The organism is Streptomyces thioluteus, from assembly GCF_039535865.1.
Map to the genome: position 1 here is coordinate 1 of NZ_BAAAXZ010000123.1, position 14,798 is coordinate 14,798.

The 14,798-nt window shown below is 74.8% G+C and carries 8 protein-coding genes and 6 pseudogenes; 7 read left to right on the forward strand and 7 right to left on the reverse strand.

Features of this window, described 5'->3' with window-relative positions; genetic code table 11:
* The first annotated feature begins 96 nt into the window (after nucleotides 1–96).
* The 3 genes and pseudogenes from ABD794_RS16105 (at nucleotide 97) to ABD794_RS16115 (ending at nucleotide 1,605) form a co-directional block, all read left to right on the forward strand.
* The gene (locus ABD794_RS16105; protein WP_344964076.1) at nucleotides 97–480 is read left to right on the forward strand and encodes a helix-turn-helix domain-containing protein; all 384 of its coding nucleotides are present in this window, start codon (nucleotides 97–99) and stop codon (nucleotides 478–480) included.
* A 261-nt stretch (nucleotides 481–741) separates the two neighbouring features.
* Nucleotides 742–1,213, forward strand: a pseudogene (locus ABD794_RS16110) (Dps family protein).
* Between the two features lie 47 nt (nucleotides 1,214–1,260).
* Nucleotides 1,261–1,605 (forward strand): hypothetical protein, encoded by a 345-nt coding sequence (locus ABD794_RS16115; RefSeq protein WP_344964078.1) that lies wholly within the window; start codon nucleotides 1,261–1,263, stop codon nucleotides 1,603–1,605.
* A 149-nt stretch (nucleotides 1,606–1,754) separates the two neighbouring features.
* Here ABD794_RS16115 and ABD794_RS16120 read toward each other — a convergent pair.
* Together ABD794_RS16120 and ABD794_RS16125 are read right to left on the reverse strand one after the other, a co-directional pair.
* Nucleotides 1,755–6,494 (reverse strand): annotated as a pseudogene (locus ABD794_RS16120) (ATP-dependent helicase).
* Between the two features lie 47 nt (nucleotides 6,495–6,541).
* The gene (locus tag ABD794_RS16125; protein WP_344964081.1) at nucleotides 6,542–7,522 is read right to left on the reverse strand and encodes a hypothetical protein; all 981 of its coding nucleotides are present in this window, start codon (nucleotides 7,520–7,522) and stop codon (nucleotides 6,542–6,544) included.
* Between the two features lie 164 nt (nucleotides 7,523–7,686).
* Here ABD794_RS16125 and ABD794_RS16130 point away from each other — a divergent pair, with 164 nt between their 5' ends.
* From ABD794_RS16130 to recX, 4 genes and pseudogenes are all read left to right on the forward strand, one after another.
* Entirely contained in the window at nucleotides 7,687–8,247 is a 561-nt protein-coding gene (locus ABD794_RS16130; protein ID WP_344964083.1) for a hypothetical protein, read from the forward strand.
* Nucleotides 8,248–8,264: 17 nt separating this feature from the next.
* Nucleotides 8,265–8,459: a DUF3046 domain-containing protein gene (locus ABD794_RS16135; protein ID WP_344964086.1), complete on the forward strand. Its 195-nt coding sequence runs from the start codon at nucleotides 8,265–8,267 to the stop codon at nucleotides 8,457–8,459.
* A gap of 210 nt (nucleotides 8,460–8,669) precedes the next feature.
* A pseudogene (recA, locus tag ABD794_RS16140) lies at nucleotides 8,670–9,648 on the forward strand (recombinase RecA); the annotation flags it as partial.
* A 62-nt stretch (nucleotides 9,649–9,710) separates the two neighbouring features.
* A pseudogene (gene recX / locus ABD794_RS16145) lies at nucleotides 9,711–10,480 on the forward strand (recombination regulator RecX).
* A 575-nt stretch (nucleotides 10,481–11,055) separates the two neighbouring features.
* Here recX and ABD794_RS16150 read toward each other — a convergent pair.
* From ABD794_RS16150 to ABD794_RS16165, 5 genes and pseudogenes are all read right to left on the reverse strand, one after another.
* Nucleotides 11,056–11,437: pseudogene (locus tag ABD794_RS16150) on the reverse strand (rhodanese-like domain-containing protein).
* Nucleotides 11,428–11,889 (reverse strand): cupin domain-containing protein, encoded by a 462-nt coding sequence (locus ABD794_RS16155; protein ID WP_344964088.1) that lies wholly within the window; start codon nucleotides 11,887–11,889, stop codon nucleotides 11,428–11,430. Before ABD794_RS16155 ends, ABD794_RS16150 begins: the two are co-directional and overlap by 10 nt.
* Before the next feature lie 111 nt (nucleotides 11,890–12,000).
* The gene (locus ABD794_RS19110) at nucleotides 12,001–12,087 is read right to left on the reverse strand and encodes a putative leader peptide (protein WP_425586041.1); all 87 of its coding nucleotides are present in this window, start codon (nucleotides 12,085–12,087) and stop codon (nucleotides 12,001–12,003) included.
* Between the two features lie 33 nt (nucleotides 12,088–12,120).
* Nucleotides 12,121–13,853: pseudogene (locus ABD794_RS16160) on the reverse strand (FAD-dependent monooxygenase).
* A gap of 167 nt (nucleotides 13,854–14,020) precedes the next feature.
* Complete coding sequence (locus tag ABD794_RS16165) at nucleotides 14,021–14,791, reverse strand: amino acid ABC transporter permease (RefSeq protein ID WP_344964092.1); 771 nt, start codon at nucleotides 14,789–14,791, stop codon at nucleotides 14,021–14,023.
* Nucleotides 14,792–14,798: the final 7 nt, after the last annotated feature.

Here is a 14,798-nt window from a genome sequence, read left to right on the forward strand (position 1 = left end):
GAGTGAACACGACATAGCTCCCCGCACGGCCGCACCCCGAGGCGGTACGGTGGGGCGTGAAGGATCCGGATTCGCGGTCCAAGGAGGGAGCCACCGATGATTCTGCTCCGTCGCCTGCTCGGTGACGTGCTGCGTCGGCAGCGCCAACGCCAGGGCCGCACTCTGCGCGAGGTCTCCTCATCGGCCCGGGTCTCGCTCGGTTACCTCTCCGAGGTCGAGCGGGGGCAGAAAGAGGCGTCCTCCGAGCTTCTCTCCGCAATCTGCGACGCTCTGGACGTACGGATGTCCGAGGTCATGCGCGAGGTGAGTGACGAACTGTCGCTCGCCGAGCTGGCGCAGTCGGCGGCGGCGAGCGAGCCGGTACCCGCGCCGATGCGGCCGATGTTCAACCCGGTGTCGGTGACGTCCGTGACCGGCGTTCCGAGCGAGCGCGTGACCATCAAGGCGCCCGCGGAGGCCGTCGACGTGGTCGCGGCCTGAAGCCCAGCCGGTCAATCACTGTTCCCGGTCCCCGCCGGTCCGTTGAGGATCCGCGGGGATCGGTGTTTTTCCCGGACATATCCGGGGTGTATCGGCATTTCCGGTCCTTTTCTCCCCCGGTCTCTCCTCCCCCGGTCTCTCCTCTTCCGGTTTCTCCCCTCCGGCCCGATTCCGGGTGCTGTGCGATGGTGGGAGGACGGGGTGATGGTGGGGGGCCGGAGACGAAAGCGAAAACCGGGACCGACGGCAAAGGAGATGCCCATGTCTGTCGTGAAGAGCCCGTTGCCGGAACAGGACCGCAAGACCGTCGGTGATGCCCTCCAGGGCGCGCTCGTCGACCTCGTGGACCTCTCGCTCGTCGCCAAGCAGGTCCACTGGACGATCGTGGGTCCGCGCTTCCGCTCGGTCCACCTCCAGCTCGACGAGGTCGTGGCCAGTGCGCGGCAGCACGCCGACACCGTCGCGGAGCGCGCCTCGGCGATCGGCGTCGCCCCCCGACGGCCGGGCCGACACCGTGGCCAGGACCAGCGGCATCGCCCCGCTCGGAGGAGGCTGGGCCAAGGACGTGGACGTGGTGCGGATCCTGGTGGACGCGCTCGACGCCGTCATCACCCGGATGCGGCAGCGCATCCGGGACACGGGGGACCCCGACCCGGTCAGCCAGGACATCCTCATCGGGCTCACCGCGGACCTCGAGAAGCACCATTGGATGTTCCAGGCGGAGAACGCCTGAGCGGGCCCCGGGTGGCGGAGCCGGGGGCGGCGCGGTCTCCTGGGGGCATGGACGAGCACCCGGTGATCCGCTTCACGAACGAGCTCATGATGGTCTCCGAGCTCGACCAGCGAGCGGCCGGCGCCTTCGTGCGCAGCGTCTTCCAGGAGGGCGCGCACGAGGGCGAGCAGCGGGTGGTCGTCGAACTCCACCGCGCGCGACCGCAGGATCGCGGAGCTGGAGGCCGAACTGGCGCGGCTCCGTGGCGAGGACGCCGGAGCCCCCGGCTGACGGGCGGCGTCCGGTGGGCACTTCGGCGCGGAGACGCGGCCCGGCGCACCTGTCCCGGCTCCGGCGGGGCCTCGTCCGGCTGGCCGCTCTCGTGCCGGTCGTGGCGTGGCTCTGGGCCGTGACCCGGCCGGGCGCCGGGGCCGCGGGCATGGGGCCCGTGGAGGCGCTGGCGGCCACCGGGTGGGGACTGAGCCTGCTGCCGGTGCACTGTGTGCCGTGGCACCCGGCCCCGCCGGCGGCGGCGCGGGCCCCGGTGAGGACGCGCGGCCGGTCAGGGCGCGCGCAGCCGCAGCCCCCGGGGTGTGGCGTGGAAACCGGCCGACTCCAGGAGGGATCCCAGGGGTGCGGTGAGCGCCGGGACGGCCGTTGATCCGCTCGACGGTGACCGTGCCCAGGGCGCCGGCGCGGGCCGCCGAGGCCAGGGCCTCCACGGCCGCCGCGCGGAGCCCGGCGTCGTCGGGTCGCGCCTCCTCGTCCTCGGTCCCGTGCCAGGCCAGCAGGGGTCTTGCACGCCGCGCCACATAGAGCGCCAGCGCCCCGTCCACGAGCACGACCAGGGAGCCCGCCTTGCGGCGGGGCTTGTGGGCGGCGCCCGCCGGGGGGTCGGCCAGGGGAGGGCCGCGCCGTAGGTCGTTCGCCGGGGTCGGCGGCGGCCAGCACCACCGCGCGGGCCGTGGCCGGGCGGGTGCGTGCGGCCGGGGGCGCCGGCCCGCTCGCCGGGCGTGTGCCGATGGCCCGGAGGCGGTCGACGGCTCCGTCCATGGCGAACTGGGCGGCGCCCAGGCCCTCGACGACGTAGCCGCGGCGGGCCTGGCCGCTCTCCTCGAAGGCGGAGAGCACCCGGTACGCGGCGGAGAAGCCGCCTTCGACCCCTTCGGCGGCGACGGCGCCGCGGGTCACCACGCCGTGCCGGTCGAGGAGCGTCCTGGCCAGGGCATGGGCCCGGTGGGTGGGGTCGGGCTCGGGCGGGGGCAGCAGGGACCAGCGGCCGGCGACCGTGGGCGGGCCGCCGCGGGACGCGGTGGGGCGGAGCGGGGTGCCGCGACCGGTGAAGGAGCCGTAACGCCCGCGCGGCACGGGGCGCTTGGCGCGGTGCGCCGTGGAACCCGCCGTCCGGCCCGAGCCCAGGAGCGAGCGCAGCGGGGCCAGGGTGTCCCCCGTGATCCGGCCGGACCAGGCGAGGTCCCACACGGCGTCGGCGATCTGCGCGTCGGTGGTCAGAGGGCCGTCCGGCTCGGGGAGCGCGGCGCGGACGCGGTCGGTGATCTGGCGGAAGAACAGGCCGTATCCGCCGGAGAGCGCGTCGAGCACGGCCCGGTGCAGGGGCGTCGGCTCCAGTGGGTGCGGGCCCGGCAGCAGGAGGGGGGCCGTGTCGGCCGGCAGCAGGGACACCCAGCCGTCCTTGCCGGGCAGGGCGCCGGCGCCGGCCCAGACGACCTCGCCCGCCGCGGTGAGCTCGTCGAGCATCGCCGGGGAGTAGTCCGCCACGCGGGCGGGCAGGACGAGCTTCTCCAGGGCCGAGGCGGGAACCGGGGCGCCCTGCAACTGCTCGACGGCGCGCAGGAGTCCGTCGATGCCGCGCAGGCCGTGGCCGCCGACATGCTGCCACTGGGGGAGGAAGGCGGCGAGCGCGGCGGGCGGCACCGGCTCCAGCTCCTGGCGCAGCGCCGCCAGGGAGCGGCGGCGCAGCCGGCGGAGCACGGTGGCGTCGCACCATTCCTGGTCCGTGCCCGCGGGGTGGAACTCCCCTTGGACGAGGCGGCCGTTGGCGGCGAGGCGGTGCAGGGCGCCGTCGGTCACCGCCGTGCCCAGGCCGAAGCGGGACGCGGCCTGCGCCGAGGTGAACGGGCCGTGGGTGCGGGCGTAACGGGCCAGGAGGTCGCCCAGCGGGTCCTTGACGGGCTCGGTGAACGCCTCGGGGACGCCCACGGGCAGGGCCGTGCCCAGCGCGTCGCGCAGCCGTCCGGCGTCCTCGACGGCGCACCAGTGCTCGCGGCCGGCGATGCGCACGCGCAGCGCGCGGCGGGCGTCGGCGAGCCCGCGCGCCCAGCCCGGCTCGGCGCCGCGCTCGGCCAGCTCCTCGTCGGTGAGCGGGCCGAGGAGGCGCAGCAGGTCGGCCACGCCCTCGGCGTCCTTGACCCGGCGGTCCTCGGTGCGCCACTGGAGCTCGCGCTCCAGCTCGGCCAGGACGTCCGCGTCGAGCAGCTCGCGCAGCTCGGCCTGGCCCAGCAGCTCGGCCAGCAGCCGCGAGTCGAGCGAGAGAGCGGCGGCGCGGCGCTCCGCGAGGGGGGAGTCGCCCTCGTAGAGGAACTGGGCGACGTAGCCGAAGAGCAGCGAGCGGGCGAACGGCGACGGCTCGGGGGTGGTGACCTCGACCAGCCGCACGCGGCGGGCCTCGATGTCTCCCATGAGCTCGGTGAGGCCGGGGACGTCGAAGACGTCCTGGAGGCATTCGCGGACGGCCTCCAGGACGATCGGGAAGGAACCGAACTCGCTGGCGACCTCCAGCAGTTGGGCGGCGCGCTGGCGCTGCTGCCACAGGGGGGTGCGCTTGCCCGGGTCGCGCCGCGGCAGCAACAGGGCGCGGGCGGCGCACTCGCGGAAGCGGGCGGCGAACAGGGCCGATCCGCCGACCTGGTCGGTGACGACCTGGCCGATCCCGCCCCGGTCGAAGACGACGTCGGCGGCGCCGACGGGGGACTGCCCGTCGTCGTGCCCGGCGTCGTCCCGGCGGGCCGGGTCGGCGTCGAGCAGGTCCAGGCCCAGGAGGTCGGCGTCGGGCAGCCGCAGCACGATGCCGTCGTCCGCGTGCATCACCTGGGCGTCCATGCCGTACCGCTCGGTGAGGCGGGCGCCGAGGGCCAGGGCCCAGGGGGCGTGCACCTGGGCGCCGAAGGGGGAGTGGACGACCACCCGCCAGTCGCCCAGCTCGTCGCGGAAGCGCTCGACGACGATCGTCCGGTCGTCGGGCACGTGGCCGCAGGCGCGGCGCTGTTCGCCGAGGTAGGCCAGGACGTTGTCGGCGGCCCAGGTGTCGAGGCCGGCGGCGGTGAGGCGGGCGCGGGCGGCCTCCGGCGTCGCGGCGCCGATCTCCCGGAGGAACGCGCCCAGCTCGCGGCCGAGTTCGAGCGGGCGGCCCAGCTGGTCGCCCTTCCAGAACGGCAGCCGGCCGGGGACGCCCGGGGCGGGGGTGACCAGGACGCGGTCGCGGGTGATGTCCTCGATCCGCCAGGACGTCGTGCCCAGGGTGAACACGTCGCCCACCCGGGACTCGTAGACCATCTCCTCGTCCAGCTCCCCGACGCGGCCGCCGCCCTTCTTGGGATCGGCGCCGGCGAGGAAGACGCCGAAGAGGCCGCGGTCGGGGATGGTGCCGCCGGAGGTGACCGCGAGGCGCTGGGCCCCGGGGCGGCCCGTGACCGTGCCGGCGACCCGGTCCCAGACCAGGCGGGGGGCGCAACTCGGCGAAGGCGTCGGAGGGATAGCGGCCGGCGAGCATGTCGAGCACGCCGTGGTAGGCGGACTCCGGGAGGGCGGCGAAGGGGGCCGCGCCGCGCACCAGGGCCAGCAGCTCCCCGACGTCCCAGGCGTCCATGGCCGTCATGGCGACGATCTGCTGGGCCAGCACGTCCAGCGGATTGGCGGGCACCCGCAGGGCCTCGATGGCCCCCTGGCGCATCCGCTCCGTCACGACCGCCGCCTGCACCAGGTCGCCCCGGTACTTGGGGAAGACGACGCCGGTGGAGACGGCGCCCACCTGGTGTCCGGCGCGGCCGACCCGCTGCAGGCCGGAGGCGACCGACGGCGGCGACTCGACCTGGACGACCAGGTCGACGGCGCCCATGTCGATGCCCAGCTCCAGGCTGGAGGTGGCCACGACGGCGGGCAGCCGGCCGGCCTTGAGATCCTCCTCGACCTGGGCGCGCTGCTCCTTGGAGACCGAGCCGTGGTGCGCGCGGGCCAGCACCGGCGGCGCGCCCAGGGCGGCGCCGGACTGGGCCATCAGCTCGGCCGGGGAGTGGTGCTCGGGCAGTGGCCCGGCGGCCGCCCGCTCGTGCGCGATCTCGTTGAGCCGGTTGCACAACCGCTCCGCCAGGCGGCGGGAGTTGGCGAAGACGATCGTGGAGCGGTGGGCCAGGACGAGATCGGCGATGCGCTCCTCGACGTGCGGCCAGACGGAGGGCCGCTCCCGCTCGTCCCCCTCCTGGGCGGGGGCGGCGCCCAGCTCGCCCAGATCCTCCACCGGGACGACGACCGAGAGGTCGAACTCCTTGTCCGACGGCGGCTGGACGATCTCCACCCGGCGCTGCGGCGACAGATAGCGCGCCACCTCCTCCACCGGGCGCACGGTGGCGGACAGGCCGATGCGCCGGGCGGGGCGCGGGAGCAGGGCGTCCAGCCGCTCCAGGGACAGGGCCAGGTGCGCGCCGCGCTTCGTCCCCGCGACGGCGTGCACCTCGTCGAGGATGACGGTCTCCACGCCGGTGAGCGCCTCCCGGGCCGCGGAGGTGAGCATCAGGAACAGCGACTCGGGCGTGGTGATGAGGATGTCCGGCGGGCGGGTGGCCAGGGCGCGGCGCTCGGCGGCCGGGGTGTCGCCGGAGCGGATGCCGACGCGGACCTCCGGCTCCGGCAGGCCCAGGCGCACGGCCTCCTGGCGGATGCCGGTGAGCGGGCTGCGCAGATTGCGCTCGACGTCCACCGCGAGGGCCTTGAGCGGGGAGACATACAGCACGCGGCAGCGCTTGGCGCGCTCGGCCGGCGGAGGGGCGCTCGCCAGCCGGTCCAGCGAGGCGAGGAAGGCGGCGAGGGTCTTGCCGGAGCCGGTGGGTGCGACGACCAGGACGTCCGACCCCTCGGCGATGGCCCGCCAGGCGCCGGCCTGCGCGGCCGTGGGCGCGGTGAAGGCGCCCGCGAACCAGGAGCGGGTCGCGGGGGAGAAGCCGGCGAGGGCCGGATGTCCGTCCCCCGCCGAGGCCCGTGCCGGGCCGGTCGCCGAGTCGTCCGTCATGCCCCCCATCGTGCACCGGGGCACTGACAACGCCTCGTACGCGCAGGTCAGACCGGGGACGAGGGGGTCGTGCGCGGGCTGCCGCGGCCGTGCGCGCGCAGGATCAGGAGCGCCTCGACGGTGGCCACCGGGCGCCCCTCCAGGACGGTGCCCGGCGCCCAGGCGGCGCGGCGCAACGGCCAGCCGCCGTCCTCCTGCTGCGCCCCGGCCAGGTGGTCCAGCGAGCGGTCGAGCTCGGCCTCGGTGAACCAGGGGCGGGCCAGCGAGTCGGGGGTCCGGGCGTAGTCGTGCGGGAAGTGCGGGGGATACGGGAAGGGGCCGTCGTGCGCGGCGGACCCGGCGGCCGGCGGAACCGCGGCCGCGCGCTCCGGGTCCAGCACGGCCAGCCGCTGCTCGCGCACCACCCGGCCGAGCCGGTCGGCGGCGGCCTCGGCCCGGGCGCGGTCCGGGGCCCCGTCGAGGAAGGCGACGGCCGCCTCGACCTCGTAGGGATGCGGCCGGCCGGCCAGCACCAGCGCGTCGATCGCGGCCCAGCAGAAGTCGGTGGCCCGGAACAGCCAGGCGTGCCACACCGCGTTGCGGTGCAGCAGGCCCACGACCGGGCCGGTGGTCAGCAGGGAGCCGGCGGCCATGGCGGCGGGACCGCCCGGCGGGGCGGGGAACCAGGGCGCCGCCGGCCAGCTGCCGGAGGAGGGGTGCAGCGCGGGCAGCGCGCCCTCCGGCGTGGAGACCGCGGTCAGGTAGCGGCACACGAGTTCGGCGCGGCGGTCCGCGCAGCGGCCGATCTCGTCGAGGACGCGCAGGGCGTGCGCGGTGTGGTGCGGCTGGCTCACCGGGCCGCGCAGGTCGGGGTCCAGAGCGTGTCCGTAGCCGCCGTCCTCGCCCCGGTACGCCGTCAGCGCCGCCTCCACGGCGTCCGGGCTGCCGTCGAGGAAGTGGTAGGCGAATCTGCGCTGTTCGAGGACGCGGGCGGTCAGCCAGACGAAGGCTTCGGCGCGGGCTTCGGGGGATGCTCCGGGTGGGGCCATGCACAAGACCGTAGGGCGGAAATCGCCCCCGGTCAGCGGCTCGTGCCCGGCTGCACCCGCAGGGGCGGGGGGCAGGACGTACGGGGTTGACGGGGGCGGGCCGGAGGGCCGGGAGGAACGTTCCGTAGGATCGGCCGGTCTTACGGGGTTGACGGGGGGCAACGGTGACGACGGCGAACACATCCATGTCCGTCCTGGCGGCGGCCGGCGCGGCCGGGGACGAACGCCTCGCACAGCTGATCGGCGGGGCGAACGCCCTCCTGGTCCTGGCGGTCATGGCGCTCGTCCTGGTGCTCCAGTTCCGGCCCCGCAGGGTGCGGGCCGCCGTGTTCGTCTGGGTGGCCCTGCTCGTGGGCCGCGGCCTCGTGCCACCCGGCCCGGCGCGCGTGACGGCGGCGGGGCTGGCGTTCCTGGTCCTGGGGCTGGCCGTCTCGGCGGTGTTCGGGGTGCTGCGCGGCCGGGCGATGCCGCTGTGGCGCGACGCGGACGGGACGGTGTGGCGCAAGGGCGACTCCACCGTCCTGCGGCTGTGGCTGCTGACCGTCGGCGCGCGCTGCGCGGTCTCGGCCGTCGAATACGCGCTGACCGACGAGCCGTTCAACGGCAACGCGTTCCTGCTCGGCCTCGGGGTCACGCTGGGCGTCCAGCACGCCGTGCTGCTGTCCCGGCGGACGGCCCTGCGCCGGGGCGGGCCGGAGGCCGCCGTGTCCGCGCCCCGCGCGTGACGGCTTACGCTGCGTACATGCGGTTGACGGTTTTCTGGCAGCGGATGGCTGACCATTTCGGGGCGGCGTACGCCGACTCCTTCGCTCGTGACCACGTGATGTCCGAGCTCGGCGGCAGGACGGTGCACCAGGCGCTGGACGCCGGCTGGAACGCGAAGGACGTGTGGCGCGCGGTCTGCCGGGCGATGGAGATCCCCGCCGACAAGCGCTGATCCGAAGGCTGATCCGAAGACTGTGCCGGCCAGCGCGCCGCGTTTGACACAAAAATCGAACATCCATTCTCATGGGTGGTCCGGGTCCTCCGTGAAATGTCCGCAACATGACGTTTCCGCAGGTCAAAGCGGTGTCCGGGCCCGTTGTCAGTGGCAGGCGCTAGCGTCGTGGACGTGAAGCGATCGACTCAAGCAAACCGGGTGGAACCCATGGCAGGCACGGACCGCGAGAAGGCGCTCGACGCCGCGCTCGCGCAGATTGAACGGCAATTCGGCAAGGGCGCCGTGATGCGCCTCGGTGAGCGGCCCAACGAGCCCATCGAGGTCATTCCCACCGGGTCGACCGCTCTCGATGTCGCGCTCGGCGTCGGCGGGCTGCCGCGCGGCCGCGTGGTGGAGGTCTACGGGCCGGAGTCCTCCGGCAAGACGACGCTCACCCTGCACGCGGTGGCCAACGCCCAGCGGGCCGGTGGCACGGTGGCGTTCGTCGACGCCGAGCACGCGCTCGACCCGGAGTACGCCAAGAAGCTGGGCGTCGACATCGACAACCTGATCCTGTCCCAGCCGGACAACGGCGAGCAGGCGCTGGAGATCGTCGACATGCTGGTCCGCTCCGCGCGCTCGACCTGATCGTCATCGACTCCGTGGCGGCCCTGGTGCCCCGCGCGGAGATCGAGGGCGAGATGGGCGACTCGCACGTGGGCCTCCAGGCCCGGCTGATGAGCCAGGCGCTGCGGAAGATCACAGCGCGCTCAACCAGGTCCAAGACCACCGCGATCTTCATCACACCACTCCGCGAGAGATCGGCGTGATGTTCGGCTCCCCCGAGACCACGACCGGTGCGGGCGCTGAAGTCTCTACGCCTCGGTGCGCATCGTCAACATCCGTCGCATGCGAGACACTCAAGACGGCAACGGAGGGCAGGCTCGGCAACCGCACCGCCGCTGCACAGGTCGTCAGAACAAGGTCGTCGCTGCGCCCTTGCTAAGCAGGAGGCCGAGTTCGACTATCCTCTACGTACGCCAGGCATCAGCCGCACGAGGAGCGGCCTGATCGACATGGCGTGGAGCACGGCTTCGTCGCAAGGCCGGCGTCCTGAGTACACCTACGGGGCGCACAGCTCTGGCCAGGCAAGACGAGACGCCCGAACTTCCTCAAGGACAACCCGACCTCGCCACCGAGCATCGAGGGAAATCAAGGAGAAGCTGGGTCGTGTGCCAGCGCCCGCCGCCCACGCGACCATGTTGTTGCATGCCGCGAGACCGCGGAGGGCGAGCCCGCCAGTCCGTGCCCGCCCCGGCCACGCCGGCCAAGGCCACGGGAAATGGCCGCCAGGCCGCGGCCAGGGCTAACCGCCCATGGCACGACGGAGTGACTGGTCCTCGTCGGCAGTCGCAGCAGCAGTCGCAGCCGCCACCGTCCGGTCGGTCCGGGGGCTCCCGTGGCGAACGGACGGGCAGCGGTGCCGAGCCCCCGTCGAGGGCCGGGGGTGGGGCGCCGCTGCCACCCGAGGAGCAGGCGCGGGCCATCTGCCTGCGCCTGCTCACCGGATCGCCGCGCAACCCACCGCAAGCAGTTGGCGGAGGCGCTGGCGCAGCGGGGCATCCCCGACGACGCGGCCGGAGGCGGTGCTGTCCCGCTTCGAGGAAGTGGGGCTGATCGACGACGCGGCCTTCGCGGGCGCCTGGGTGGACTCCCGGCACCGGGCGGGCGGGGCCTGGCCCGCCGTGCCCTCGCCCGCGAACTGCGCACCAAGGGCGTGGAGTCGGCGGTGATCGAGGAGGCGGTGGGGCGGCTCGACGCGGAGCAGGAGGAGTGCACGGCGCGCGAGCTGGTGGAGCGCAAGCTGCGTGCCACGCGGGGGATGGGAGCGGGAGAAGCGGATGCGGCGGCTCGTCGGGATGCTCGCGCGTAAGGGGTACTCGGAGGGGCTTGCGTTGCGGGTGGTGCGGGGGGCGTTGGAGGGGGAGGGGGACGATCCGGAGGTGCTGGACGCGTATCTTCCGGGGGAGGGGGGCTGAGGTTGTGGGGCGGCTCGCTGCCTCCTCGCGGCTACGGTCCGCCCTCGCTCCGCCCGGTAACTGGTGCCGGGCGTTCGGGGGTTGGCGAACTCGCGGTCTGCGCGGGTGATCTGTGCGGGTGATCTCTGGGGGGGGAGAGAGCCCCAGCCCCGCCCTTTCACCGTTTCCCGGGGCGAGGCCCCGGACCCCGGGCCGCCCTTCCGGGCGGCAGCGGGGGCTCCGCCCCCTGCACCCCCGCCGGGGCTGCGCCCCTGTACCCCCGCGACCTCTCCCGGGGCTCTGCCCCCGCCCGCCCCGGCGACCTTTCCCGGGCTGGACCCTGCACCCCGGCTGGGGCTACGCCCCTGGGCCCTGTCCAGCGCCTTGCCCTTGGGCCGGGCCTTGGGGTCGGATCTCAGGCCAGGCCTCGGGTCGTCCTTGGAACCGGGGGCTCGGGGCTGCGCCCTTGCGTCCCGCAGCCGCGCTCCGCGCGGTCGTCCTCAAGCGCCGGACGGGCTGGATCGGCGCCTGTCCCCGTGCGCCTGGCGGGCTGGACCCGCGTGCCGCCGTCGGCGACGCGGCCTCATCCCTCACCCTCATCGCACCACCGGTAGCCCCGCCGCCCGCCACGCCTGGAAGCCGCCCACCAGGTCCGTGGCCCGGTGCAGGCCCAGTCGGCGCAGCGAGACGGCCGCGAGCGACGACGCGTAGCCCTCGTCGCAGATCGCCCCCACCCGTAGGTCGTGACCGGTCGCCTCCTTCGCGCGGTGGGGGCACAGGGGATCCAGCCGCCACTCCAGCTCGTTGCGTTCCCACCACCAGCGCCCCGGGGATCGTCCCGTCCCGCTCCCGCAGCGCGGCGTAGCGGATGTCCACCAGCAGGCCGCCCGCGGCCTGTGCGTCGGCGGCCTCGGCGGGGGTGAGCCGGTCCAGTTCGGCGCGGGCGCGGCGAGCAGTTTCCTCCACCGTCACGCCCATTCCTCCGGCCACTCGACCTCCTCCAGTCGCAGTACCCGTCCCGTCCGGCCGTACCGTCGCATCAGTGGCAGCGGCGGGTAGTAGGCGTGCACCCGACACCGCGTGTTCCTCCTCCGAGGGGTTGAACACCTGGTGGACATGGTGCGCGGGCCGAAGGCCCGGCCGGTCTGCGCGGTGAGCTGGCGCTCGCGGTCGACGCCCTCCGCCAGTTCCAGCAAGGTCCAGCCCTCGGTGGGGAGTTGGGCCGCCAGGGACTGCTCGGTCAGTTGGCCCGCAGCCGTGGCGAAGGCGCCGTGCGAGCCGCCGTGGTCGTGCCAGCCGGTGCCGGTGCCCGGCGGCCAGCCGATCAGCCACGCCCTGGCTCCCGCCCGGCCCCTCCAGCCGGATCCAGGTGCGGCCCCCGGGGTCGAGCGGGAGGGAGGAGACGAGTGACGCGTCCGCGGCCACGCCACGCGCGAAGCGGAGGAGTTCGGCGGCCGAGGGCGCACCGACGGCAGGGGAAAGGACAGGGAAGGACAACGGAACCGCCCGGTTGATCGCGAGGAAAAGGGAGGACACGCGGATCAGTTGGACGGGCGACAGACGCAGCCCGCGTAGCGGAGCAGGTCCACATGGACCCTCCGCCAGAAACGCGCACCGCTTTCCCTCACGGTCCGGAGTCAACCACGGCCCGCTCGGGCCGGTCAACGCTTGGCCGAAGCCTCACGGGGGGCCGGATCCGCCTTCTCCGAAGGCTCCTTGACGAGCTCCGTGCCCGTCTCCCGGACCGGCTCCGGGGAGCCGCCGCGGACCGCGTCCGCGCAGGCGTACAGCTCCGCCGGCCGCACCCCGGACATCGCCGCCACCAGATGGCCGTCCGGCCGCACCACGAGCACGGTGTGCGCCGCGGCCCCCGGATAGCCCTCGGCGACGAGCAGTTCGGCCCGTACGGGCAGGGTGCCGACGGCCGCCGCCAGTCCGGGCATCAGCCCCGCGCCCAGCCAGTGCCGCCGCTCCCATACCCCGGTGCCGGGGGCGACCAGCACGACCAGGAGCGGCCCGTCCAGCCGGTCGCCCAGCGGGACCGCCGACCCGTCCGGCGCCGTGACCGGCACGTCCGCCACGGGCGCCCCGATCGCCGTGCCCACCGGCACCGAACTGGCCGGCGGCGCCGCCGGGGCGAGGGGCGTACGGTCGTACACCGCCGGCTCGCCCAGGGGCCCCCGCGCCCCAGATGCGCGTCCGTCAGCAGCGCGTCGTGGCTCCGCGCGGAGCCCGGGACCACGGTGCGCCGGACCGTGCGCCAGCCGCCCGCGCCCCGCACGGCTGGCAGCGCCCGGTCGGCGGCCCGCAGCCGGGCGCCCACCGCCTCGCGCCGCTCGGCCTCGTAGCTGTCGAGCAGCGCCTCGGACGCCCCGTGGTGCCAGGCCTGGGCCAGCTTCCAGGCGAGGTTCCCGGCGTCCCGCAGGCCCTCGTCGAGTCCCTGGGTGCCGAGCGCGCCCAGCAGATGGGCGGCGTCACCGGCCAGGAAGGCCCGCCCGCTGCGCCAGCGGCGCGCGAGCCGGTGGTGCACGGCGTACACGCCGGTGTCCAGCAGCTCGTACCGCGGCACGTCCCCGCACCAGGCGCCGAGCGTGTCGTGGATGTGGCCGATCAGGTCCTCGGGCGTGACCAGCCCGCCGTCCGGCGGCAGCAGCCAGTCGAGCCGCCAGACCCCGTCGGGCAGCGGGCGGGCCGTCACTTCCGCCCCGCGCAGGGGCGACCGCTGGAGAACGGCCTCGCCCGGCCAGGGGAGTTCGGTGCGCAGGGCCGCGACCGCGTACCGTTCGACCGCGGTGCGGCCCGGGAAGCGGGTGCCGAGCAGCTTGCGGACGACGGACCGGGGGCCGTCGCAGCCGACCAGGTAACCGGCCCGCCAGGCCGACCCGTTCTCGCCCCGGGTGTGCAGGGTGATCCCGTCGGCGTCCTGCTGGAGCACGGTGACCCGGCTGCCGTGGACGATCCGCACGTCGTCGCGGTCGGCGAGGGCGGCGCGCAGTTCGCGCACCAGCGCGTGTTGCGGCAGGTGCAGCGGGGATGGTCCGCCCGGCGCGACGTCGGGGGCGGTCGCCTCCAACGGGTCGCCGTCGGGGGGGACTTCGTCCGGCTCCTTGCCGGGGTGCGGCTCGCCGAAGGGCACCTGCGTCACCGGGGTGCGCCGGCGCATCGTGCGCCACCCGGACCAGCGGGCCCCCTCCGCCGTCGTGCAGCCGAGCCGCTCCAGCCCGGCCACTGTGTCGGGCCGCAGGACAGCGGTGCGGGCGAGCCGCCGGTCGGCGAGGTCCGCGTCGTCGGCCGGCCTCTCGTCGAGGACGACGACGGGCACCTCGTACCGGGCGAGGGACAGGGCGAGCCCGAGACCGACGGGGCCGGCCCCGACGACGGTCACCGGGTCCACGGGGCGGGGCGGGTGAGGAGACGGAGCGCGATCACAGAACGTATGCAACCCATTGCCGGTGCTTGCGTCAAGTGATCAGTGGCCTCCCGGCGGCGCGCCGGTGGCGTGCGCCCCCGTGGCCCGGAGCGGACCACCGGTGCCGCACGCCACGCGTGCCCCGCGGCGCGTCAGGGGTTGACCACACCGGACCCGCCGGTCCCGAGGTCGAGGGCCACCGGGGGAGCGGGAGGGGCGCCCTTGCGGGAGCGCTTCGTGCGCCGTTCGATCCAGGTCGCCACGCCGGACAGGGCCAGGCACAGCAGGATGTAGATCGAACCGAAGACGATGACCATGGGGATGAAGGCGTAGACGCCGTTCACCGGCTCGGTCTGTCCGGCGAACTTCTTGCCTACGAAGAGGAGTTCCTCGTAGAGGATGATGAAGCCCAGCGCGGTGTCCTTCAGCGTCACGACCAGCTGGCTGATGATCGAGGGCAGCATCGACCGCACGGCCTGCGGGACGAGGACGTACGCCATCACCTGTGTCTTGCGCAGCCCGAGCGCCCGGGCGGCCTCGCCCTGCCCCTGGGGCACCGCCTTGATGCCGGAGCGGAAGATCTCCGCCTGCACCGACCCGTTGTACAGGGTCAGCCCGATGACCAGCGCCCACATGGGGTCGTTGGTGAAGAACGCCGCGTACAGCAGGAAGATCATGATGAGCAGCGGCATGGCGCGGAAGAACTCCACGGCCACGGTCGCCGCCCAGCGCACGGGTGCGTGGTCGGAGAGCCGCGCGGTGGCCAGCAGAGTGCCCAGCGCGAGGGAGAGCAGCGCCGCGATCCCGAAGGTCTTGAGCGTGGTCACCAGGCCGTCGAGGATCCGGTTCTGGGTGTCGGTGTACTCGTAGGCCTCCCACAGGCCGGACTGGAACTGGCCGGTGGAGTCGAGCCGTTGGACCACGAAGGCC